The 23012-nt window shown below is 59.9% G+C and carries 16 protein-coding genes and 1 tRNA gene; 6 read left to right on the top strand and 11 right to left on the bottom strand.

Features of this window, described 5'->3' with window-relative positions:
- The first annotated feature begins 403 nt into the window (after positions 1 to 403).
- Positions 404 to 1477, top strand: a complete 1074-nt coding sequence (locus tag RX395_RS04210) for a hypothetical protein (protein ID WP_316365694.1) — start codon at positions 404 to 406, stop codon at positions 1475 to 1477.
- Here RX395_RS04210 and RX395_RS04215 read toward each other — a convergent pair.
- The 6 genes from RX395_RS04215 to pheS form a co-directional block, all read right to left on the bottom strand.
- On the bottom strand, positions 1474 to 2322 hold the full coding sequence (locus tag RX395_RS04215; protein ID WP_316365695.1) for a hypothetical protein: 849 nt from the start codon (positions 2320 to 2322) through the stop codon (positions 1474 to 1476). The two genes, RX395_RS04210 and RX395_RS04215, sit on opposite strands and share 4 nt — an antisense overlap.
- Positions 2323 to 2401: 79 nt before the next feature.
- Entirely contained in the window at positions 2402 to 3172 is a 771-nt protein-coding gene (locus RX395_RS04220) for an energy-coupling factor ABC transporter ATP-binding protein (RefSeq protein WP_316365697.1), read from the bottom strand.
- A 44-nt stretch (positions 3173 to 3216) separates the two neighbouring features.
- Positions 3217 to 4053: an energy-coupling factor transporter transmembrane component T family protein gene (locus tag RX395_RS04225; RefSeq protein WP_316365698.1), complete on the bottom strand. Its 837-nt coding sequence runs from the start codon at positions 4051 to 4053 to the stop codon at positions 3217 to 3219.
- The gene (cbiM, locus tag RX395_RS04230) at positions 4031 to 5116 is read right to left on the bottom strand and encodes a cobalt transporter CbiM (protein WP_316365700.1); all 1086 of its coding nucleotides are present in this window, start codon (positions 5114 to 5116) and stop codon (positions 4031 to 4033) included. Before cbiM ends, RX395_RS04225 begins: the two co-directional genes overlap by 23 nt.
- 248 nt (positions 5117 to 5364) lie before the next feature.
- Entirely contained in the window at positions 5365 to 7818 is a 2454-nt protein-coding gene (pheT, locus tag RX395_RS04235) for a phenylalanine--tRNA ligase subunit beta (protein WP_316365701.1), read from the bottom strand.
- A 184-nt stretch (positions 7819 to 8002) separates the two neighbouring features.
- Complete coding sequence (pheS, locus tag RX395_RS04240) at positions 8003 to 9079, bottom strand: phenylalanine--tRNA ligase subunit alpha (protein ID WP_117770495.1); 1077 nt, start codon at positions 9077 to 9079, stop codon at positions 8003 to 8005.
- A 504-nt stretch (positions 9080 to 9583) separates the two neighbouring features.
- On the opposite strand from pheS, the gene RX395_RS04245 reads away from it, so the two are divergent.
- Positions 9584 to 11167, top strand: coding sequence for a carboxypeptidase M32 (locus tag RX395_RS04245; RefSeq protein WP_316365703.1), 1584 nt, complete (start codon positions 9584 to 9586; stop codon positions 11165 to 11167).
- A gap of 97 nt (positions 11168 to 11264) precedes the next feature.
- On the opposite strand, the gene glmM is transcribed toward RX395_RS04245, so the two are convergent.
- The 3 genes from glmM to RX395_RS04260 form a co-directional block, all read right to left on the bottom strand.
- On the bottom strand, positions 11265 to 12596 hold the full coding sequence (gene glmM, locus RX395_RS04250) for a phosphoglucosamine mutase (RefSeq protein WP_316365705.1): 1332 nt from the start codon (positions 12594 to 12596) through the stop codon (positions 11265 to 11267).
- An 83-nt stretch (positions 12597 to 12679) separates the two neighbouring features.
- On the bottom strand, positions 12680 to 14983 hold the full coding sequence (locus RX395_RS04255; RefSeq protein ID WP_316365706.1) for a DUF4012 domain-containing protein: 2304 nt from the start codon (positions 14981 to 14983) through the stop codon (positions 12680 to 12682).
- Between the two features lie 149 nt (positions 14984 to 15132).
- Positions 15133 to 16155, bottom strand: a complete 1023-nt coding sequence (locus tag RX395_RS04260; RefSeq protein ID WP_316365708.1) for a DMT family transporter — start codon at positions 16153 to 16155, stop codon at positions 15133 to 15135.
- Between the two features lie 289 nt (positions 16156 to 16444).
- On the opposite strand from RX395_RS04260, the gene RX395_RS04265 reads away from it, so the two are divergent.
- Positions 16445 to 16519 (top strand) — tRNA-Val (locus RX395_RS04265).
- 226 nt (positions 16520 to 16745) lie between these two features.
- Positions 16746 to 17432: a DUF5710 domain-containing protein gene (locus RX395_RS04270; protein WP_316365709.1), complete on the top strand. Its 687-nt coding sequence runs from the start codon at positions 16746 to 16748 to the stop codon at positions 17430 to 17432.
- 55 nt (positions 17433 to 17487) lie between these two features.
- Here the strand turns inward: RX395_RS04270 and RX395_RS04275 are convergent, their stop codons facing one another.
- Positions 17488 to 18993 (bottom strand): Sau3AI family type II restriction endonuclease, encoded by a 1506-nt coding sequence (locus RX395_RS04275; protein WP_316365711.1) that lies wholly within the window; start codon positions 18991 to 18993, stop codon positions 17488 to 17490.
- Between the two features lie 140 nt (positions 18994 to 19133).
- Here RX395_RS04275 and dcm point away from each other — a divergent pair, with 140 nt between their 5' ends.
- Both dcm and RX395_RS04285 read left to right on the top strand, forming a co-directional pair.
- Entirely contained in the window at positions 19134 to 20396 is a 1263-nt protein-coding gene (gene dcm, locus RX395_RS04280; RefSeq protein WP_138113926.1) for a DNA (cytosine-5-)-methyltransferase, read from the top strand.
- Between the two features lie 125 nt (positions 20397 to 20521).
- Positions 20522 to 21013 carry a hypothetical protein gene (locus tag RX395_RS04285; protein ID WP_316365714.1) on the top strand — a complete coding sequence of 164 codons (492 nt, stop codon included), beginning with the start codon at positions 20522 to 20524 and terminating at the stop codon, positions 21011 to 21013.
- Between the two features lie 100 nt (positions 21014 to 21113).
- Here RX395_RS04285 and RX395_RS04290 read toward each other — a convergent pair whose 3' ends face one another.
- A complete protein-coding gene (locus RX395_RS04290) occupies positions 21114 to 22580 on the bottom strand; it encodes an ATP-binding protein (RefSeq protein WP_316365716.1) in 1467 nt (488 codons plus the stop codon).
- Positions 22581 to 23012 lie beyond the last annotated feature (432 nt).

Consider the following 23012-nt stretch of genomic DNA (forward strand, 5'->3'; position numbering starts at 1 on the left):
CCAGGCGAGCAACTCGTCCGGTCTCGGGCGCATCGCCCCTTGCCGGATTCAGATTCGACAAGGGGCGACCATTGTGCAATCGCAAGAAGATGACGGGGCGGAATGTCAATCCTGGTCTAACAGAGCCAAAAATAAAGCCCCAAGCGCTAAAAGTGTTCGCCCGGTGGCAAACCCACACCTCACACAGGGCTGATAAATCGTTTTAGCAAGAACCAGATCAACCGCGTTTTCAGAAGTGCGGGGAAAAATTGCTTACCCCCGAGCATAAGTCCTTTTATTTCAACAAAACCCCTGATAAAGTTGGCTTAAATACCGCTTGTGCCTGACCTATTTGTCTTTTTCACCGCACTTCCGAAACGGATAGCTTTTCTAGCCCAAATAACGCTCAAACGATCGGATCGCTATGTCATTTCTTGCCTGCGGACCCACGGCTTTTCAGTACTATCGCATCCCGCCCCAAATACTGGGACTCTATCCAGCAATCCTGCCGCCCGACCATGACCATCGCTTGGTGCATTACTCAAAACAACCGGTATTTAAAGACTTGCTCGGCACACCAGTTTGGAGATCCGTGAGTGAAAGGAAACAGCGCGCGAACGGAAAGCTATTTCATAGCCGTCTGCTAACCCAAGAGCCGCCTCCTGGGTCGTTTAGACAGACTGAACATGGATTTGATGTCACTTCACCGGAGTTCACGCTGCTCAGCCTTGCCACGCAGGTCTCACGCAACCAGTTACTCATGGCGTGCTACGAGATGTGCGGCTCCTTTGCAGTGTTTAAGCCCTGCGAGCGAACGCAACAACAACTCGATGAAGCTATTTCGCTTAAGTTCATTCCACCCAACTGCGGCTGGGAGCGAGTTAACGACACCAAGGGCAATGACACCAACTCGTGGAAGCGCACGCCGCTTCTTACCGCAACGGATATCGCCGCGTTCGCCAAGCAAGCCGCAGGCCTGCGCGGCGTCAAACAACTGCGCTGGGCGGCCGAGCACATGACGGGGCAGGCCGCCTCGCCCTTCGAAGTACAGACCTCCATGCTTATCTCGCTCCCCCGCGACGAGGGCGGCCAGGGCATCGAGATCGCCAACAACGCGCGCATCCCGCTCAGTGAAGCCGCACGTTCGCTGTATGACAAAACCTGCTGCTACGCCGATATCCTCATCGAAAGCGCCACCGACAGCATGGGCGTCATCTTGGAATGCCAAGGCCGCTCCGCCCATGACAGCGAAGCCGCAAGCCTCTCCGATGCCGAGCGCGCCACCGCACTCACAAGCATGGGCTACGACGTCATCCAAATTACCTATGACCAGATCAAGGAGAAGAAGAGCTTCGACCACATAGCTGAGCTCATCCATAAAAAGGCGGGGCTCCCCTACATCCCAAAGACCAAACAGGAGCGCATTGCCGAAGATACCTTACGGCAAGAGCTACTTGTCGATTGGGTTGAGCTATTCACTGCCGGGCCGGCCAGCTAGCAGCTAGCAATCAGGGGCAGCGCAGGCACATCGGGCGATTCGACACGGGCGGCAAAACCCGCCTCGGTCAGCTCGATGACCTCGGTAAACGTTGCATCGAAAAACTCCTCGGTTAGCAAGCGATACGGCGGATGATCGGGCTCGCCGGGGTTTTCGCGTACAATCTCGTGCATAACGCCAATGGTCTTGAGCACATACTCCTTATGGATGGGATACTGACCAAAACGGGTCGCCGCAGTATACAGGCGATCGGTCGCGCGCGGAATCGAAACGATGCCGAGTGTCTTGCCAAACCAGTCAAAGTCGCCTTGCTTTTTAATGCGGAATTCCTCGCACGGTTTGCCGCCGTGCGCCTCCAGGTACTGATTCACGCGCGTATTCCACACGGTATCGGCCACGAGGTGAGACCAAACGCCCAGCGTCAGATCGAGCAGCGACTGCGCCACGTCATCGGGCGCGAGCGAAAGCTCGCTAGCACCGGGACCGGCAACCGGCTCGGCATCCTTGTAGCGTTGGGGATAATGCACCCGATTGAGTCGCTCGCGCTCCTCGACAATCGAGGTCGCGTCAGCCGGCGTACCAACAGGCGCCCCTTTGAGCAGCGGCGCCACATAGGTGTCCCAAAACTCATGCTCGCGCGGCTTAGGGATAGGCTCGGGCTTTGCAAAGTGCGTAATGCGGTACGGGATGGGATCGGCGATGCCAGGGACCATATAGCCCACGAAGATATCCGGAACCACACAGCCAAACAAAAAGGCATTGCGGTCGCGCACGCTCTTGGCAAGCGCACCGGTGCGCTCCAGCAAACGCTCCGTTTGAGCGATATGAATGTTCCAGCTTGGCATAGCCACCCCCATAAAAACCTGGATAACTATACCATCACGCCAAAGCCACGCGGGCGGCTACGCACGCTCTACGCAGCAACTAGTCCGTCGCACCGCTTTCAGTTCCATACGACGGCGAAGGTGCCTCGACCACGTGATGATATCGATCGATATAGATGGCGCGGGCACCCAGGCGTCGCACCAAATCCTGGTGATGTGTGCTCATCAAGACCGTCTTACCCGCCGCGACGTAGGCCAGCAAGAAGTTGACCACGATGTCGCATGAATCCTCGTCGAGCCCATTGGTAGGCTCGTCGAGGACCAAGATATCCGGGTTCATCGATACGACTGCCGCCAGCGCCACACGCTTCTTTTGCCCACCCGAAAGCTGATAGGGCGAGGCATCGACCAGGTCGGCAACTTGAAACAGTTCCATGGCATCGTGCACGCGACGGTCGAGCTCGTCTGCCGGCAGTCCCATCTGCGCGGGACCAAAAGCAACTTCCTCGCCCACCGTAGCGCAGAACAGCTGGGCGTCGGCATTCTGGAACACAAAGCCCACGCGCTGATGAAAACGCTGAGCGGCCGCGGAATCCTTTAGAAACGCCGCATCGACCACGTGCCCGTCGAACAGGTATGCCCCTGCGTCCGCGAGCTCAAGGCCGTTAATAAGGCGCATAATCGTCGTCTTACCGCAGCCGTTGGGACCGAGCAGGGCAACGAGTTCACCACGATCGACCTGCAGCGACACGCCATCGACAACCGTATGCCCCGCATAGGAGAACACCACGTCGCGCAGCTCGATGAGCGGCGCGACCTCGGCGCCGCCCGCACCGTTCGTGCCCGCCGCACTATTCATATCGATCGTCAAAACGTCGCCCTTCCCTACTCACATCGACGGCTAGACCGCCCGCGCTACAGCACCGCGCACAACACGGCGAGCAGAACCACAACGACCGCGTAAACCGCATCGCGCCAGCCAAAGCCGCCCCGCGCAGGAGCCGGATACGCACCGGCAAAGCCGCGGCAGAGCATGGCCTCGTCCATCGCGCGGCTGCATTCCATCGCCTTGATAAACGTCATGCCCATGATACCCGCGACCGAGTCGGCGCGCGAAAACCCCTCAGGCGCGCGACCCACACTGCGCAGCATGACAGATTCGGTCAGATCGTGCGCCGTTCGGCCCAGCACCTCGATGTGCTTGAGCGCCATATCAAACGTAAAGATGACCTCGTCGGGCAGATGTAGCGTCTTGAGCGCCGCCGACATGCGGTTCCAGGTGAGCGTCCACGAAACACCCAGCACGAGCGACACGTTAATGAACGTCTTGAGCGCAATTTTGAGCATGGCACCCGTAGCGGAAGCGCCCAACAGCAGGGCAGGCAGCGCCAGAACCACGGCAAACCCCGCGGCAGCCAACGCCGGCACAAAGGTCGCGCGCAGCCCGCGTACAGGGCGCACGGCAACGAGCACCAACGCGATAGCCGCCATCAGCATCAGGTACAGCGGGCTCTGCATCAGACACACGCACAGGACGCAAACGAACATCCCCACCAGGCGCACCGGAGCCGAAACGCAAGAAAGGGCGCGGTCGACCATCGACCCGCCCTCGTGCGCGCCTCCACCCAGGCGAACCCGCTCAAGCAGGCTCGCCAGGTGCAGGACATTCTTTTGCATCACACGATGCCGAGCCCCCACGGGCTCATATCGCTCCTCGGCCGCAAGCCAGCTAGGCAGCTCGGCTATTGCCATGAGCACCGCTTTCCTTAACCGTCAGCGAGATCAGGCGGAATGCGATGGTGAGCACCGCCACGCCAATCACGCCGGACAGGATATACATGGCAGCCTGACCGGCAAAGCCAAGGCCCTGCTCCTCGGAATAGGCCTGCAGATAATCGCCCGTGGGCAGGGCATCGGCAAAGGTCGGAGTATCGAGGCCAACCGAAGTCTGCAGACTGTCGTCACCAGCCTCCTGAACGGCGGTCGCGGCGCCCTCGGCGTCCCACTCGCCCCATGCGTCACCCGTGGCCAGCAGGCCCAGCGGCGTGGCCACGACAAGCACGGCGACCAGGATGAGCGTGGGGACCAGCGAGGTCTTCTTGGCGGCTGCGCCCTCGGCAGTAAGCTGTCCATCGGCGGCTTCGGGGCCGACGATAACGCCCGGCGCCGTCTTCTTGATAAAGCCGTAGATCGCGGCAGTCGCCACGCCCTCGACCACACCGGCAACCAACATATGCGGAATCATCATGGCCGGAATGGCAATGGACAGCGGGAAGGGGCAGTACAGCGGAGCGCCCGAGGCATTCGTGAAGAGCATCGGCTGAATACCAAACTCGATTGCCGCGCACAGGGCCGCCAGGCACAGGCCGACCCAGCCGCTCACGATGGCAGAAACCGAGGTGCCCCAGCTCTTGTCGTGCAGACGGCTGTTGAGCGCACGGAACACAATAGCAGCAACAAACGGCAGGACAAAGGCCATGTTAAAGCAGTTGGCCCCAAAGGACAGGACGCCGCCGTCGCCAAACAGTAGCGCCTGCAGCGCCAGAGCAACCGAAACCGCAATGGCCGCGGCCTCCGGGCCCAGCAACAGCGCAATGAGCGCGCCGCCAACGGCGTGACCCGTGGTACCGCCGGGCAGCGGCACGTTGAACATCATGAGCAAGAAGGAGAATGCGGCGCAGATGCCCAGGAAAGCCATGTGCTCGCGATCGAACGTGGCGCGTACCTTCTTGATGCAGTGAACCCATACGGGCACCATCGCCACCGCCATGACGGCATCGGTCTGCGGGGACAGGTAGTTGTCTGGAATGTGCATGTACGCCCCCCGGTTATCGGCGCACGGAATTGCAACGCCGCTTAAATCACCTTGCCAGTGTTACGTATTGTCAGATTCGTAACACGCCGCGGGCTATCATAGCAAAACGGCGCGCTGCCGACAAAGCAGCACGCCGTTATGTAATGCGCGTGTCATATATGCAGGATCAACGGTGCCTTATACCGAACACCGCGGTCACGCAGAGCCCACAGCAACCGCCATCAGGCCCTACGCTCCCAGCGCAAGACCTAGCCGCGGACCTCGCCGTTTACGCCCTTGCACACCTTGGTGACGATCTTCTGGTGCGCCTTTTCGACCTCTTCGCTGGTGAGCGTGTGGTCGTCGGAGCGATACGTAAGCGCAAAGGCCATGGATTTCTTGCCCTTGCCGATGCGGACCGGATCGCGGTAGACATCGAACAGACGCACGCCCTCGAGCAGCTTGCCGCCGGCACTCGTAATACGACGCTCAAGATCCTCGCAGGTCACAGTGTTGTCGACCACGATAGCAAGGTCGTGCTCAACAGCCGGGTACTGCGAGAACTCGCGGTAGTTCTCCTGATTGCGGGCGCCCTTAATCAGCTTGTCCAGATCGAGCTCAAAGGCAACGACGACCTCGTCGATGCCCATCGCCTCGCGCGCCTCGGGGTGAATCTCGCCGACCCAGCCCAGCACAGTGCCGCCGGACAGAACCTCGGCAGCACGACCCGGCTGCAGGAAGGCATAGCCCTCGCCCTCGACGGGACGGAAGCGAACCTTCTCGATGCGCAGCTGGGCAAGCAGCTCCTCGACAATGCCCTTGCCAGAGAAGAAGCGCAGCTTGCGGTACTTCATGTTCCAGGACTGCTCGCTCCACTGGCCCGAGAGCACACCCGCCACGGACTTGGTCTCCTTGGGCAGGCTGGCGTTCTCGCGACCGTGGAACAGGCTGCCGACCTCGTACAGGTGCACGTTGGGCGTACCGTGCGCCTCGTTGTAGGCCACGGACTGCAACAGGCCCGGCAGCAGCGAACGACGCATCTCGGTCTGCTCGGCCACCAGCGGGTTCATGAGCACCACGGGGCAACCGCGGCCCTCGGTGGACATACCGATCTTCTCCAGGTCACCCGGGGCGGCAAAGCCGAAAGTCGTGGTCTCGTTGAGGCCGCAGGCGCGCAGGATCTCGCCGACCTTACGGGTGAGCTTCTGCTCGCGGGTCAGGCCGCCAATGTGGTTCTTGGCAGCCGGAATGGTCGCCGTCACGCGGCCCATGCCCCACAGGCGCAGGACCTCCTCGATCAGGTCAATCTCGCGCGGCAGGTCGGGGCGGAAGCTCGGCGGGGTAACCATAAAGTCTTCGCCGTCGCGCTCGACGGTGCAGCCCAGGCGGGTGAGCGAGCGCTCGATAAAGTCGGACTCGATGTCGGCACCGCAGATGGCGTGCACGCGGGCCAGGCGCAGCTTGATGCTGTCGATGGTCTTGGGCGCGGGGAACACGTCCACATAGCCGGGGGCGACCTCGCCGCCGGCGATCTCCTCAATCAGCGCGCAGGCAATGTTGGCAACATCCACGCAGCCGGTCTCGTCGACCTGGCGCTCAAAGCGAATGGAGGCGTCGGAGATCAGCGAAAGGTCGCGGCTGGTGTGCGAGGTGCGGCCGGCGTTGAAGCAGGCGCTCTCGACCATCACGTCGACGGTGTCGTCCTCAATCTCGGAATCCATGCCACCCATGACACCGGCCAGCGCCACGGGACGCTCGCCGTCGGTGATGAGGCCCATACCGGCGTCGAGCACGCGCTCCTCGCCGTCGAGCGTCGTGAACTTCTCGTCCTGCTGGGCGGCGCGAACCACCACACGACGGTGGCCATCGCGCTCGGCAAAGGTGTCCAGGTCAAAGGCGTGCAGCGGCTGACCGGTGAGCATCATCACATAGTTGGTGATGTCGACGATGTTGTTGTGCGGGCGCACACCCAAGGCGTTAAGGCGCTTGACCATCCAGTCGGGCGACGAGCCGACCTTGACGTTGCGCACGATGCGGGCAACGTAGCGGTCGCACAGGCCCTCGTCGGCAATCTCGACGGAAAGCTCGTCGTCGGTCGCGCGGCCGGTCTCGGCTTTGATGGCGGGCAGCTCAACGTGGAAATCGCGATCGAAGATGGCGCCGGTCTCGCGGGCCATACCGATCATAGACAGGCAGTCGGGGCGGTTGGGCGTGATCTCGCAGTCGAGCACGGTATCACTCGAGCCCACGTACTCGGCAAACGGCATGCCGCAGGGCGTATCCTCGGGCAGGGTCATGATGCCGGAGTGGTCGCCACCCAGGCCGAGCTCGCGCGCGGAGCAGTTCATGCCCATGGACACGACGCCGCGAAGCTTGCTCTTCTTGATCTTGACGTCGCCGGGAAGCACGGCGCCAATCATGGCCGTGACGATGTGGTCGCCGGCCTCGAAGTTCTGCGCGCCGCAGACGATCTGCAGCGGAGCGGGGTTGCCGTCGGCGTCGAGGTTCTTGTCACCCACGTCGACCGAGCACACATACATGTGGTCGCTATCGGGGTGCGGGGTCTTGGTGAGCACCTTGGCGGTCACCACGTGGTCGAAGGACTCGCCCACGGTGTCGATCGCCTCGACCTCGGTGCCGGTACGGATATATTCGTCCGAAAGGGTCTTGGGATCCTCCGGAATATCGATCATGGTCTTGAGCCAGTCGTAAGAAACACGCATCTAGCTCTCCTTTCATACTGAAAGCCTGCGAAGAGATGCAGGTGGAAACTTCAACTTTGTGAACATTCCTTACAAAGCGAGGGTTGTCCAAGTGCGGCAGATCGGCCCGAAAGAGGAGCGCCGCGTACTTTGGTACGCAAGCGACGAATGAGCGCCGAGGTGCCGTGCTTGGGCAAGCCGCAGCCTAGAACTGATTCAAGAAGCGCATATCACCCGTCATGAGAGTTCTGAGGTCGGGCAGGTCGTAGCGCAGTGCCGCGACGCGCTCGGCGCCAATACCAAAGGCGAAGCCGGTGTACTTCTCGGGGTCGATGCCACAGTTGATCAGGACGTTGGGGTCGACCATGCCGCAGCCCAGAATCTCGATCCAGCCGCTGTGCTTGCAGAAGTTGCAGCCCTTGCCGCCGCACACGTGGCAGCTCACGTCCACCTCGCAGGAAGGCTCGGTGAAGGGGAAGAAGTGCGGGCGATAGCGCGTCTTGCGATCCTCACCAAACATGCACTTAACAAAGTAGTCGAGCGTGCCCTTAAGATCGCCAAAGGTGATACCCTCGTCGACGACCAGGCCCTCAATCTGGTTGAACTGCGGCAGGTGGCAGGCGTCGGCCGTGTCGGGACGATAGACGGTGCCCGGGCAGATCATGTAGATGGGCGGCTTTTGCGACTCCATGGTGTGGATCTGCACGCCCGAGGTCTGGGTGCGCAGCAGCACGTCGGACTCGCCGTGGGCGTGAGCCTCGGGGTGCGCGACGCTACCGGGGTTGTTGTCGACCACATAGAACGTGTCGCGAGCCGAGCGGCTCGGGTGATCCATGGGCGCGTTGAGCGCGGTGAAGTTGTAGTAGGAGGTATCGACCATGGGGCCGGACTCGACGGTGTAGCCGATGCCGCAGAAGATGTCCTCGGCCTCCTCGATGATCTGCTTGATCAGGTGCTGGTGACCGATCTGCGGACGGATGCCCGGCAGCGTGATGTCGACGGCCTCGTGCTCGAGTGCGTGCTTGAGGGCGGCGGCCTTCATCTCGGTGGTGCGCTCGTCGAGCATGCCCTCGATCAGCTGGCGCATCTCGTTGGCGCGTTTGCCCATCATGGGACGATCCTCGGGGGCGAGCTTGCCCATCATGCGCATCAGGCCGGTGATACGGCCCTTGCGACCGAGCAGCTCAACGCGCGCAGCCTCGAGCTTGGCGGCGTCGTCGGCGCTAGTGACGAGCTCCTTGGCCTCTTCCTCGAGTTTGACCAGATCATCAATCAGACTCATGTCTTCCCTTTCGTCTCTCGCGTTCCCCGCTTGCCGAGGCGGCTGCCGCCGTCTGACATTGCGAAAACGCGGCCCGGTTCGGTAAAAAAAAACCGCCCTCGGGCATGTGCATTGCCCAAGGACGGTTGAATTCCGCGGTACCACCTTGTTTGACCCGGCGGATGTCTGGCCCGCCGCGCCCACTCTGCGCCCCTTATCGCGAGGCTCACGGCTTCCCTACTGGGGCCTCGCTGCCGCCGGCTGCGTGCCCGTTGAGGTCGCTGCTCGGGAGTGAACGCTTGGCCCTTGCCACCGCAGGAAGGCTTGCAGCCCATGACCTTCCCTCTCTTGCCGGCGACGCGGCGGGCAAAACCCTCTCCGTCAACGCATCGGGCTATAGGATACCACATTGTGTGGTCGTATCGCCGCGTTCCGTTTTGTTCGCGCTGGGTACAAGGCAGGTAGCTGTGCAAACTGGCCGTGCACCCGCCTGCGGCGCTCGGCCTGCGAGATTAAGGATACGGTATGGGAAAGAAACTCGATAAGAAGGCCAAGACCGCCGTGGCAAAGGCTGCCAAGAGCGTCAAGGCCGCTAAAGTCGACAAGGCCGTTAAAAAGTTCCGCAAACTCGAGGGCAAGCTGTGGACTCGCGAGTACCTGCTCAGGATTGCCGAGTTCGATGGAGCGACGATCGCTCCTGTCAACGGCGCTACCGCCCGTGCCGACGCCATGGGCACGCTTGCCGGCGAGCATCACAAGCTGCTGACCAGCGAGAAGTCCGTTGAGCTCGTACGCTCGTTAGCGCGCGAGACGGTTGCAGGCGGACACGTAGACGACCCGCAGCTGCTCGACGAGATCCGTGTGCTCGGCCGCGACCAGCGCGAGGCAAGCGTCATCCCCACCGAGGAGGCCGAGGCCTGGACCAGGCTCACCTGCGAGGCCGATGCCGTGTGGCACAAGGCCAAGACGGCCAATGACTGGGCGAGCTTTGAGCCCTATGTGGATAGAATCGTCGCCCAACTTAAGCATCAGGCCGAGCTCATGGACCCCCAGCGCGACCCATACGACGTTTGGCTCGACCAGTACGAGCGCGGCCTTTCTGCCGAGAGCTTCGATGCGTTTTGCGATGAGGTCAAGGCGACGGTTGTGCCGCTCGTGCACGCCATCGGCGAGCGCGGCCAGCAGCCCGCTGCCGACTTTTTGCACGCCCGCGTGCCCGAGGCCGCCCAGCGCGCCATGAGCTTCGACCTTATGAAGCTCGTCGGCCTGAACCTGAACGACACCACGCTTGCCTTTACCGAGCACCCGTTTAGCGAGGGCTTTGCCGTGGGTGACGCGCGCATCGCGACACACATCTACGAGGACGATTGCATCTCCAACGTCTACAGCATCATCCACGAGGCGGGACACGCCATGTACGAGCTGGGCGTCAATCCCGCCTATGCGCGCACCTGTCTTGAGGGCGGCACCTCCATGGGCATCCACGAGAGCCAGAGCCGCTTTTTCGAGAACACCGTGGGTCGCAGCCGCGCCTTTATGGGACCGCTGCTCGAGGTGCTGCGCCGCCACGCACCCGAGGTCTACGGCGACGTCGACGAGGACACGCTCTACCACGCCGTGAACATCGCGCAGCCTTCGCTGATCCGCACCGAGGCCGACGAGCTCACCTATCCGCTGCACGTTATGGTGCGCTACGAGATCGAGCGTATGCTGTTTGCCGGCGAGGCCACGGCCAAGGACATCCCCGCGCTTTGGAACCGCTTCATGGATGAGTACCTGGGCATTCCCGTTCCCGACGACACGCACGGCTGCCTACAGGATACGCACTGGAGCGGCGGCTCGTTTGGCTACTTCCCCACCTATGCGCTGGGCAGCGCCTACGACGCCATGTTTGTGCCGGCCATGTGCCGCGACGGTGTCGACCTCAACGGCGCCTGTGCGAGCGGCGACCTGACACCCGTCCGCGCCTGGCTGGGCGAGCACATTTGGCAGTGGGGCCGTGCCAAGGACGCGCCGGAGCTCATCAAGGGCGCGTGCGGCATGGCGTTCGATGCCCGCTACTACTGCAGCTACCTGCAGGACAAGTTCACCACGCTCTACGAGCTGTAAGGCATAACCGACACGCCAACGCAAAGGGGACGCCGCGGAACCAATCCGCGGCGCCCCCTTTCCACCTAGTTGTTTAAGAACGTCCCCAACGACTACCTTACAGAGCTTCCAGCGCGGCGGCGATGCGCTTCATGGCGGCATCGGCGGATGCTTGGTCGGGCGCCTCGGCCAGCACGCGGATAACCGACTCGGTTCCGCTCTTGCGCACGAGCACGCGGCCCTCGCCTGCCAGCGACGCCTCGGCCTCGGCGATGGCGTTCTGCACGCCCATGTTCTCGAGTGCGGCGTCCTTGTCCGCCACGCGCACGGCCACCTGCGCCTGCGGCAGCAGCTTGCACGGAGCCGTGAGCTGCGAGAGCGTCTCACGCTCGGCACGAATCACTTCCATAACGCGCAGCGAAGTCATAATGCCGTCGCCCGTGCGCTCGATATCGCCAAAGATCGTATGGCCCGTCTGCTCGCCGCCCAAGCTGTAACCGCCCTCGCGCATCTTGGCATACACGTGACGGTCGCCCACGCCGCTGGTCACGGCGCTCAGACCGGCAAGCTCCAACGACTTGATCAGGCCAAAGTTGCTGGCGATCGTCGGCACCACGGTACCGCCCGAAAGGCGACCGTGTTTGTTCAGATACACGCCGCACACGTACAGGATCTGGTCGCCGTCTACCACGCGACCGCGCTCATCCACGGCCAGGCAGCGGTCGGCATCGCCATCGTAGGCAAAACCCACGTCCAGGCCCTGCTCCACCACATGGCGCTGCAGGCGCTCCATATGCGTGGAGCCGCAATCGACGTTGATGTTAAAACCATCGGGCGCGGCATTGATCACGCGCACGTCGGCACCGAGCGCGTCAAACACCGGCTTGGCCACCGAGGAAGCCGAGCCGTTGGCGCAGTCGATACCGATCTTGACGCCCTGCAGCGAAAAGTTCGCACTTGCAATGAGCGAAGCAATGTAGCGGTTGCGGCCCTGCATGTAGTCCACCGTGGCACCGATGTGGTTGCCCGTGGCCAGCGGAACTTCGCTCTTGCCATCGATGTAGTCCTCAATGAGCTCCAGCACGTCCTCGTCCATCTTAAAGCCGTCGCTGTTGACGAGCTTAATGCCGTTATCGCAAAACGGGTTGTGGCTCGCGCTGATCATGATGCCGCAATCGAAGCAGCCTTCCACAGTCTGATGCGCTACGCCCGGCGTGGGGATCACGTGCAGCATATAGGCGTCCGCACCGCTCGCGACCAGGCCGCTCACCAGCGCCGCCTCAAACATATAACTCGAGCGACGCGTGTCCTTGCCCACGATCACGCGTGCCTTGCGCTCGCGGTTGGCGCCGTAATACCAGCCCACAAAACGGCCAATCTTATAAGCGTGCTCTACCGTCAGCCCAACGTTGGCCTCACCGCGAAAGCCGTCGGTGCCAAAGTACTTCATGCGCTCTCCTTACAAAATAGGGGCGAACAGATTGCCTGTCCGCCCCAAAATGGTACTCGATTATCTGCGCTACCAGAAAAACCCTACGCCGACGCGCTGTCGCGAGCCGCCTGGCATGTAGGAGTCTGACGCAGCGTAAGCGGCTTGTCCCCCGCCTCGGCCGACGTGGTCAGCGTATACGTGATCGTCGTCGTCTCGCCAGCATGCAGGTCAACGGTGCCCGAATAGAAGGGGATTCCATGCCACGTAGCGGCGCCAAGACCAAACTGTGTGCCCTCAACCGTAAGGTCACTGATGTTGCCGCCCGTCGGGGCAAACAACGAGACATTCAGGCGTTCGTCGTCACGCGCGGCATCGGGTGCGCTCGCCGCAACGTAGTCGGGCAGCTTGCCTGCCTCCTCCTGCGTCATGATGTTCGTCAGAGTAACGGTGATGCGATACGAGCACGTGCCGTCGCCGTTCTTGATGCCCTGGCCGATCTGCGTGTCGGCGTTCAGATACCAGTCGAGCTTGGAGAAGCTCAGGTTGTTAAAGTAAACGCCGGCAACGGGATCGGCACTCGGATCATCCGGATCGGGCAGCGAAGCGTCAATGCCCGTCTCTTTGATGGCATTCTGCTCATCATCGTTTCTCATCCAAGCAATCAGACGGCCCTCTTCGGCACCGCGCTCGAATGCACCGACAAGCTTTGTAACGTCGACGTCACCGATGCCACCGAGAATCTTGTCGAAGGCGGCGCTGGCAACAGCCGCAAAGATGCCGTCCGATTCCTCGACCGGATAGTTCCAATACACATCGTGCATGAGAACCTTCGCCGCGTTGGTACCGTCGACGACCGTACCATCAGGCAGCGAGACATTACCGACAAGGCCCAGCAGGTACTGCAAGAACACCGGATCGATGCCGACGACGCCATCAACGTCCTGCCCATACTGGGACTTCCACAGCGCGGCGACACGCTGCGAGTTGCGGGGCCAATCAGGCGAATAGGTATTGCCCGAGTTGTACAGGTTGCTGTGGTTGCCGAACAGCGCCTCATCCTCTTCGTCGACGCTCTCGACTGCCTCATCCTCGCTGAGTCCAATGCGGGGAACAAACTCGCCAATCGACATCTGGCCGTCGGTGACCGAAATCAGGCCCTGCGAACCGCCAAAGCCGCCGCAGGCACGAATCTCGACGTTGTTCATGGCGTACACAAGGTAGTTGCGCGTCTGGCCGTTGGCGCCGAGCATCTGGGGAAGGACGGGGGCGACCTTCTCCGCCGCGTCAACCGCGCCGTTGAGGGTGGCAAAGCCGTCCTTGGCCTTATCGACCAGCTCAGTCACCTGGGAAATATGAGTATCGCCAATGCCCTGGATCTTCTCGTTGGCGCTCTTGAACACCTTCGAGCTGCTGGAAAGCGAATCGGCGACCGCCTGCAGCGCGGATACGTTAATCATACCGTCCTGGAACAGCTTGCCGGGCGTGGCCTGCGAAAGGTTATCGGCCATGGGAACCAGCGCGTTGCTCGAGACATCGGACAGGGCATCAATCATGGTGCGGGCTGCGTTGATGTCACTGCCATACACCGGGATAAACGAAGCCGCCGTCCACAGCGGGCTCGAAGTCTCCGCCTTCATGCTGTCGCAGAGCTCATCGATCTTCTTCGCGTCGTCAGGCAGCGTCGAAAAATCGCCCGACGTGACCTTGTCCTTAAGGCCACCGACAATCTCGACAGCCTCCTTCGCTTCGCTCTTTACGGTCTTTGCCGAGTTAAGCAGCATAAAGCCGCTTGCGCCAAGCGCAACGAGAAGCACCACGACCACAGCGGCAATAATGGCGCCAGTGTGACGCTTTTTGCGCTCGCCCTTGCGATGGCGATGACGGACCAGACCGTCAGAGGTCGAACTCGACGAAGCGTCGCTACCGTAGTTCAAGCCAAAATCGTAATAATCTTCCTTGGAACCCGAGCCCGCAAACTCGGCACCGCTATCATCCAGGCGGGCGAACGTGCCAGTCTCGGAGGCGCCGGTGTAAATCGTGCCAAGGTTACCTGTAAGCCCCGCGCCACCGGAAGAGGGAGTATTGTTGCCGGCATTAACGTTGCCGGCGGTATTCGCGGCGTTGGCAGCACCTGCGTTGTTCGCAGGTACCGAAGGAGCCCCGCTCGGCTGCGACGTGGAGGTTGCACCGCCCGCAAAGACATTCCCTCTTGCACGGCCGGTCTTTTTTGCCTTTTGAGACTGCTCGTACAGAGCGGTAAACATCGCCGTCTCGCCCGGGGACACGCGCTTACCGGAACCGCCCTGTCCAGCGCCGCCCGGCGTGCCGGCCTTACCAGCCCCGTTCGGACGCGGCGGAACTGCAGGACGGCCGCTATCGCCGCCCTTAAAGTGATTACCAGCCATAAAGAAATCCTCGCAATTGAGTCGCAATGAAAAAGTCCATAACGTTATTAGTTTATGGCATTTTGAGCATCGACAGCTAAACTCCAGACACGGACATCAATTGGCGAAAATGCGGCACAACACCTTTTCTGCCTTGGCGGCGGCGCCAGCTACACCGTGAGGAACATCATCACGATGATCATGGCAAAGCCGATAAGGTCGGTCGGCAAAAACACCGTGCCCAGCATAACGGCGCTGGTGATGGTCGCCGAAACCGGCTCCACAGTTCCGATGAGGCTCGCGCGCACCGAGCCGATGTCCTTAACGCCCTGCATATAGAGCATGTAAGCAAAAAACGAGCCGATAACCACGAACACCGCGAGCGCCTCGACGCCGGCAGCGTCGAGCGCCGGCATATGCGCCCAGGGCTGCACGAAGACACATGAGACCACGCCCGCCGTGAGCATTGCCGAGCCCGTGACGATGGGGCTGCCGTATTCGGGCAGGATCTTGGCGGGAATCACCGCCATACACGCGGCGCTGACCGCGCACATAAGACCTGCTGCCAGGCCAAGCGGCGAGATATTCAGGCTGGTGGGGTCGCCGCCGGTGGCGATTAAAAAGGTTCCACCCAGAGCCAGGCCAATGCCGATGACTTCGCGAGTACGCGGCATACGGCGATCGGTCACGCAGGCGTAGCCCATGATGATAACGAGCTGCAGGCACTGGAGCACCGTCGCGGTTCCGGCGTTCGTCAGGCGCACGGCCGAAAGATAGCAAAACTGGTTGAACAGCAGGCCAAAAGCGGTAAAGAGCAGCAGCTGCTTGCGATCGGCGGGTGTGATCCAGAGCTTAATCAGGCGCTCGCGGTCGCGCGTAACAACCACGGCCATAAAGAGTAGCCCGGCGAGAATCTGACGCACGCTCATAAGCCACAGCGTATCGACATGGTAGGTATCGAACAAAAAACTCGCGCTGGTGCCCGAGAAGCCCCAAAACGAACCGCCCACCAGCGTAGCCAAGACGCCCGTGATCATCTTGCGCGTCGAAGCGCTGTTCAGGCGGTCGCGCCATGCGCGACGGGTGTTGCGGCTGAGCTCGTCGGTGCCCTCGGGCACATCAATGTTCGATATATCGGTCATCGGCACCGAAGCCCCTGCGCCTTCGACCTGCTCGACACACTCTTTGCTCATTCCACTCCCCCGAAACAGCCTGGAAACAATTCGGCTTACCTTACCACGGCGAAGTCACCAGCTGGAGGCTTGTCCGCTTATCGGTAGGACAATTCCGCAGGCGTCTTTCCATAGCTCGATACCGCAATGGCCTTGCATTATGCGACAGCCAAATCGCGGCAGCAGGCTCTTTTGAAATGGATGCGACAAAGCCCCCGAATTCCACAATGTAAGCGATTTTTAAAAATGTTCTTGCCACCGAGTTCAGGCTCCGTTATATTATCCCTTGCGCGCTTGCGCACCCTTGATCGGGCGTTTAGCTCAGGGGGAGAGCGCTTCCCTGACACGGAAGAGGTCAGAAGTTCAAATCTTCTAACGCCCACCAAATGTTCGCAGCTCAGAGGCTATGCTCTCTGGGCTGTTTTGTTTTATGTCGCCAAATCCGCCGGCAGTTCCAACCGTCCAACCAGCCAAAAGCCGACCATCTACTTGCCGATCTATCCATCGGCATAACCAATCAGTCCGCACCGCAACTTCTCGGCAAAACGCCGCGATGTCTGCGTCCTGCGGTATCCTTGAGCCACTTGCACCTGCAGCACCAAGGAGCCGCCATGCGCACCGAGCTCGATGTCCCCTTTTCGCACAAAGAAGAAGCCAAGGCGCTGGGCGCCAAATGGGACCGGACCAAGAAGATCTGGTATGTACCCAGCGGCGTCAACCCCGAGCCCTTTGCCGAGTGGCTGCCCGGTGTTGACCGATCCGACCCCTCAGCGCCGTATATATATCTAGTACTGGGCAAGCGCGAGTGCTGGAAGTGTCACAAAGAGACCTCGGTCGCGGCCTTCGGCATTCCCTATCGAACCGATAACGACGAGAGCGTCGCCATCGCGCGCGCGCCCAACGAATCCGGGCACATTGCCATCGACACGGCCAACGCCAACGCACTCGCCATCGTGCCCGCTCTTGGCTGCGTGCCGGGCGAGATCCGCGACTACCTTCATAAGCGCTGCGGCTACAAGCCCGTAGGCGCGCGAGCCTCCAAAGCCCCGTCGCTCGGCAACACGTGCACCAGTTGCGACGCGCTGCAAGGCAGCCGCTATCTGTTCGAAGAGCCCTCGTCCCCGTTTGCCCTCACTGCCATCAACAAGCTGCCGGCACTGGAGTTTATACGCGTCGAAGTTGCCGGCGTCTTTGGCGTCCCGGCCACGCGTACCGACTTTGACCAGGCGCTCTTTACCTGGGCACGCGACCATCACGCCGAGTTCCACAAGCAGCTCGGTGAGGGGATTTATTTGTAGGGGCAACATCGAGGTATCGAGGAGCGGGGGTTGATTGTTAAATAATCTCGAAACGCTACAGCCCCAGAATATGCTCCAGGTAGCCCTTGTTGAACCAGAACGATTGCTTCGTCATCCAGCGCCCGTCGGGCAGTTCGTAAGCATTCCTTGCGATGTCACCGATCTCTGTTCCATCGGCAAACTTGTAAGCCGCTTTTGACGTATGCGGGCGAACGTGAACAATTGGATTGTCCGCCATACCGGGCAGATTGTTAGTCACTTTGAGCTTTCCGCTCGCATCCCGATACGGATTGAGCTCAACGCCCTCACGTATTACCTTTCGTGTCTCATCCCAACAAGCTTTCGCTGGGCCTTCGATTTCGTTTTCTCCCATTGCCCAGAACAAACAACGATCGAGACGCAGCACGCCATCGTGGTCCTCACGGAACACAACGAAGAAAAAGCGATTGGTCTCAAGGCACGCATGAAGAGGCGACGTCTCCCAGTCTTCTTCAATCAAACGCTTGAACTCAAACGGTGGGAACGACATAGCCTGTTCGATGTGCCCCCTGTTGTTAACTCGAACAGTTCGGACGGAAATGCCTGCCTTGACGAATTCCTCGGCAGCATTGTTTTTGATTCCGAGCATACGATAAACGAGCGTTGTCCACTGCGCCTTATTGCCCGTGTACTCCAGTCCATACTGTTCGGCAATTTGACGATCAGTCTCACCGTAATGGCGCTCGATAAGTCCAGTTACGTAACTTTCGAAATCGATAGACTTGCCATCGTCCTGAACAATGCTCTCCCCGACTCGCGGAGCACCGAGGACATAAGTATGGAGCACATAGTCCATATACGAGCGCTTGAGGGAAAAGGCGCGACGCTTTGCGCGATGGCGCTCAATCTCGCCCGTATCGGTATTGAAGTATTCATAATACTGGTCCGCCCACATTGTGGCCTCAGTTGCGCCCTTCGTGCAAGCACCCAGATAAGTCGTCATGCCTTCTGAAAGCTCGTCCGCACGGCCATCCTGAATATAGGAAATGATCTTCTCGTAGTCGGCGCGAATGATTTTCATGTCCTCTTCGGGCAGACGAACCATGACCGCACGCTCAATGCGTTGGTCGTATTTATCGATGGAACGATCTCGGCCGTAGTAAATCAACAGGATATTGCTGAGCTTGGTCTTGAGGTGAGAACTGTCGTAGTCGAGCGAAACAGGTCGGTCATAAGGAATCATGGTCAGGACAAGGCGCTCGCCAGCAGACTTCCGGCCGTTCTTGAGCACATCAAAACACGTTGCCTTGAGCTCAACGCCCGCCTCGGGAAAGTCGGGGCGATCGTCACTATTGGCCTTGTAGCCAAAGTAACGTTCTTCGATAAGAGTGCCCATACCGCCTTTATACTTCTTGGAGCCAAAGTCCTTGGGCGCACTCTCCCCCTCCGGAGCAATACCGAGCTCGAGAATATCGCGGAACGTCATGCCATCGAGATTGGCAGCATAGCGCTCAATACTTGAGGGGTCAGAAAAATCAGTATCGTCAAGCATGCGCTTGAAATCGAGGCACTTCTTAGACACGGGATACCTCCGAAACTCGCAACTAACCTCATGGTAGTTCAGAGCAACTACTAACGCCCAGAAAATTGAGGTCTTGATTGTCCCCTCGATCGGTTATTGTTGTGACCACCATAACCGGACACAGCAGCGATTGGAGAAACGTGTCTGAGATTAATATTGCCGAGCTTTTTGCGGGCGTCGGTGGATTTCGTTTGGGTCTCGAAGGCTATGCCGACCCTCGCCATCCCGAATTTTATATGAAGCCCGCCGGCCCCTTCCGCACCATTTGGGCCAATCAGTGGGAGCCGCCCGGAACCAAGGCGCGTCAGTTCGCGGCCCGTTGCTACATGGATCGCTTCGGCAATGATTCCGTCGTCAACGAAGACATCAATAAGGTCCTGGAGCAGGCCGAGGCGAAAGAAATCGAAATCCCCGATGTCCAAATGGTTGTTGGCGGTTTCCCCTGCCAAGACTACTCTGTCGCGCGTCCGCTCAATCAGGCACACGGCATCGAGGGCAAGAAGGGCGTCCTTTGGTGGGACATCTATCACTTCCTCGAAATGAAGAAGCCCAAGTTCGGTCTCTTTGAGAACGTCGACCGCCTGCTCAAGTCGCCCGCGTCTCAACGCGGTCGCGACTTCGCCATCATCCTAAGCTGTCTTGCCGACCTCGACTACACGGTCGAATGGCGCGTGGTCAACTCTGCCGAATACGGTTTCCCCCAGCGTCGCAAGCGTGTTTATATCTTCTGCGAAAAGGACGCTGGCAAGGTTGATCTCGTTAATCGCATGCACAACGGCGTCATGGCTAAAGCCTTCCCCGCCATCTATCCCGACGAGATGTCCGAGCTCGACGTTTTGCCCGACCCCTACGAGAACTCAACTCGTTTTGGCGTCGGCCAAAAGACCTCTCAATTCAAGAATGCTGGCGTCATGCAGGGCTGTCATGTTCTGACCTGCGACTTTGCCGAGGACTATCACGGTGAGCGCCACGTGCTTGGCGACGTGCTTGTCGACGAGGCTGATGTCCCGGAGCAGTTCTACATCTCCGACGAAAAGCTTCCCGACTGGCGCTACCTTAAGGGCAGCAAGCGCGAAGAGCGCACTAACAAAAAGACAGGCTTTACGTACACGTATTCCGAGGGAGCCATGAGCTTCCCGGATGCCACCGACAAGCCGAGCCGCACCATCCTCACGGGAGAAGGCGGCACGGGAGCGAGCCGCTTCAAGCACGTCATCGAATGTCCCGATGGCCGTTTCCGCCGTCTTGTTCCCGACGAGCTCGATCAGCTTCAGGGATTCCCGAAAGGTTGGACCGATACGGGCATGACCGATGGCCATCGGGCCTTCTGCATGGGCAACGCACTCGTCACCGGCGTGCCCCATCGCATTGGCGAAGCTATGGTCGAAGTGTACGGCCTCTAAGGCAAGCAATCCGGAGCCGGCAGTTCACGCTGTCGACTCCGTTTTTCCACCCCACTTCCCTGTATACTGATGTAGCACGTGTTTCATCCGGGCTTGTTGGGCCGGGTCGTTCATGGGAGGTTCTTGTGGCTGTTTCGAATCCGCCTAAGGGAAGCGTTTCTTCTTCGTCCATCAAGCCGGTTACACGCAAGGCCGTGCGCTGCCAGCGCGAGGTCGCCTGGCTTGTCACGCAGGCAGCAGGCAGACTCGTGGCGAGCACGGAGGACGTCAATGCTCCCACACCGAGCTTTGTGCTGGCAGCGGCGCTGAATCGAGTACGCCAGCTGGAACTCGTCGCACAAGAAGACGGCAGCCATCTTGGCTACCAGGACGCTATGGCGCCCGACCTGTTGACCTTTTGTCGCATGACCAAATTGCCCGCCGCGCCCAATACGCTTTCGGACGCAGGCTACATGTTTACGCTCTCGGGCGCGGACCTTATCCGCGACATCTATGCATACTGCAGCGAGCTCGCCGAGCGCCACGTCTTTGACGCGGCAGAAGTCAAACCGGGAAATGTCATCAAGCTGGTTCTTAGGCTGTTCTTGATGGACGGGTTCGGGGCCATGCCGGCGTAAGCCGAGTCTTTAGCATCACCGTCGACTGGGCAACAACCGCTTTACCTTAATGGACGCCAATCGAGAGTCGATTATTGGGTCGCCTCGTCCACTAACGCATCTATCCCACGCGCTCCGACAGTCGATACTTGCGGTTGCGGCTCGTCGCCGGCGCCGTGGGCTCAAGCTCGCCTTGAGCAATGAGCGCGTTGACGCGCGACCTAACCTGGGAAATTGTGAGCCCTGTGTGCTCTGCCAGCTCGCGCGTCCCCAGCTCGCCGTAGTGTTTGAGTGCCGTCACAATTAAGCCCCCGCCATGATCGACCGGCTCGATCTTTGAACGGTAAAGTACGACCTTGAACCGATCGAATCCCGGGCAGAACAGGGGCTCGGCCAGACCATGCGCGCGCATGGCATCGATCATCATCGGGATGCCCGAGCCATTGCCCTCAGCCGGCGAACCTGCGCCATCCGGCAGCGGGACAATCGACATGAGCTTCACAAGCGTCGCGTTACGGCATCGGGAGCTGCCGTCAAACAAGTTCTCGCGAGTCTTTCCCCCGTAAAGGCCGCCAGGATTCGTCACCTCGACACGATCGTCAAAGACGTCGACGGCAATCGATTGTCCACAGAACCGATCCCCGTATTCTCGATGGATTACGGCGTTGGCGATTGCCTCGCGCAGAACCTCCTCGGGAATCTCAAGCGAGTCGACACGCGAGACGCCTTGGACGGTCGAGGTTCGCCGCAAATTCTTGGCGACGGCTGCGACGGCATCCGAGATCATCTCGCCCAACGTTCCCTCACAGATTGTGCGGTCCATGAACCTCAGCGACCCCGCCATGCCCTTCTGAGTTCCCGCATGGACAGCCACGTCAATGAAGAGCTTGGGATAGAACTGCTGAGGGTAGGTGCCCACAACTAGGAGTCCAGCCTTGGTGACATTGCCCTGGGAATCAAGGATATTTAGGCGCTCCAGCTTCGTTTGTTTGTCCGGCGCGCCTCGCATTGCCCGGGGCGTCAACGAGAAAGCCCGATCTATCGTACGGTCGACCAGCGTCTCGTCGAGATTGTCCGCGCCCGCACCCGCCACCGCGTCGCGATCGCTCGGAGTCGCTCGACCGTATGACGCCAATGCGAGCACCTCGGTCGATGAAAGCGGCACATCTTTGTCATCGATGCGCTTGTAGCTGCCGCCCTGGGCGCCCCGCTCTATGACATAGCAGGGCTTGCTCGACGGATCGAGCTCCTCAATCGTAATGACGAGAACGATGACGCCCTGAAGCTCCACTCGCTCGATCGTGTATTTAGGCGGATTGGCCAGCTTTCCTCGACCGCCCGCATCACCCATGCCTGACACAAATTGGTTGAGCACTTTCTCGGTCTCGAAGTTCTCAACCGGGACAAAACCTGCGCGCTCACTCACTCCGAGCACGATGGTTCCGCCGGCAGTGTTCGCGAATGCGCTCACCGTTTCCCACACGTCGCGGGAAAGCGTCGTGGCGCTCTCCTTCACTTCGACGTTAAGATCATCCGAGCCCATACGCCTTAAAGACTCAAGCAGACCGGTCAGCTCGTTTTCGTTCATCTGCACGTCCTTTCGCTCGGTCCCGCGGAGAATGCCACGGATAGATTTCCCTCGTCTCTCAGTTATCTCTCGTAATTATCTCTCATTTATCTCTCTATCTCTCGGCTTAGAGATAAGGGATAGATAGAGATGGAATGTCTACCATTTGCTTCATTTATACATATTTTTGCTGGTAGAACAATTGGTATTGAGACAATACCATGATTGCCTGTCTCTTTGCTGCTCAGTTATCTCTCATATTTTTCTCTCATCTTCCTGTCATCTCTCATATTAGAGACGAATGAGAGACGAGAGATACGCGAGTGATGGACGAGCGAGGATTTTCGGACGGTCGGATATCGAGAGTGTCCAATTTTCCACGCTCGTGCGGCGGGCACGCGGGACCTATGCCCAATCCGCTGGCATCGTCGTCAGTTCGCCGCAGAGTCGCGG

Source organism: Collinsella aerofaciens (genome assembly GCF_032584215.1).
GTDB lineage: Bacteria > Actinomycetota > Coriobacteriia > Coriobacteriales > Coriobacteriaceae > Collinsella.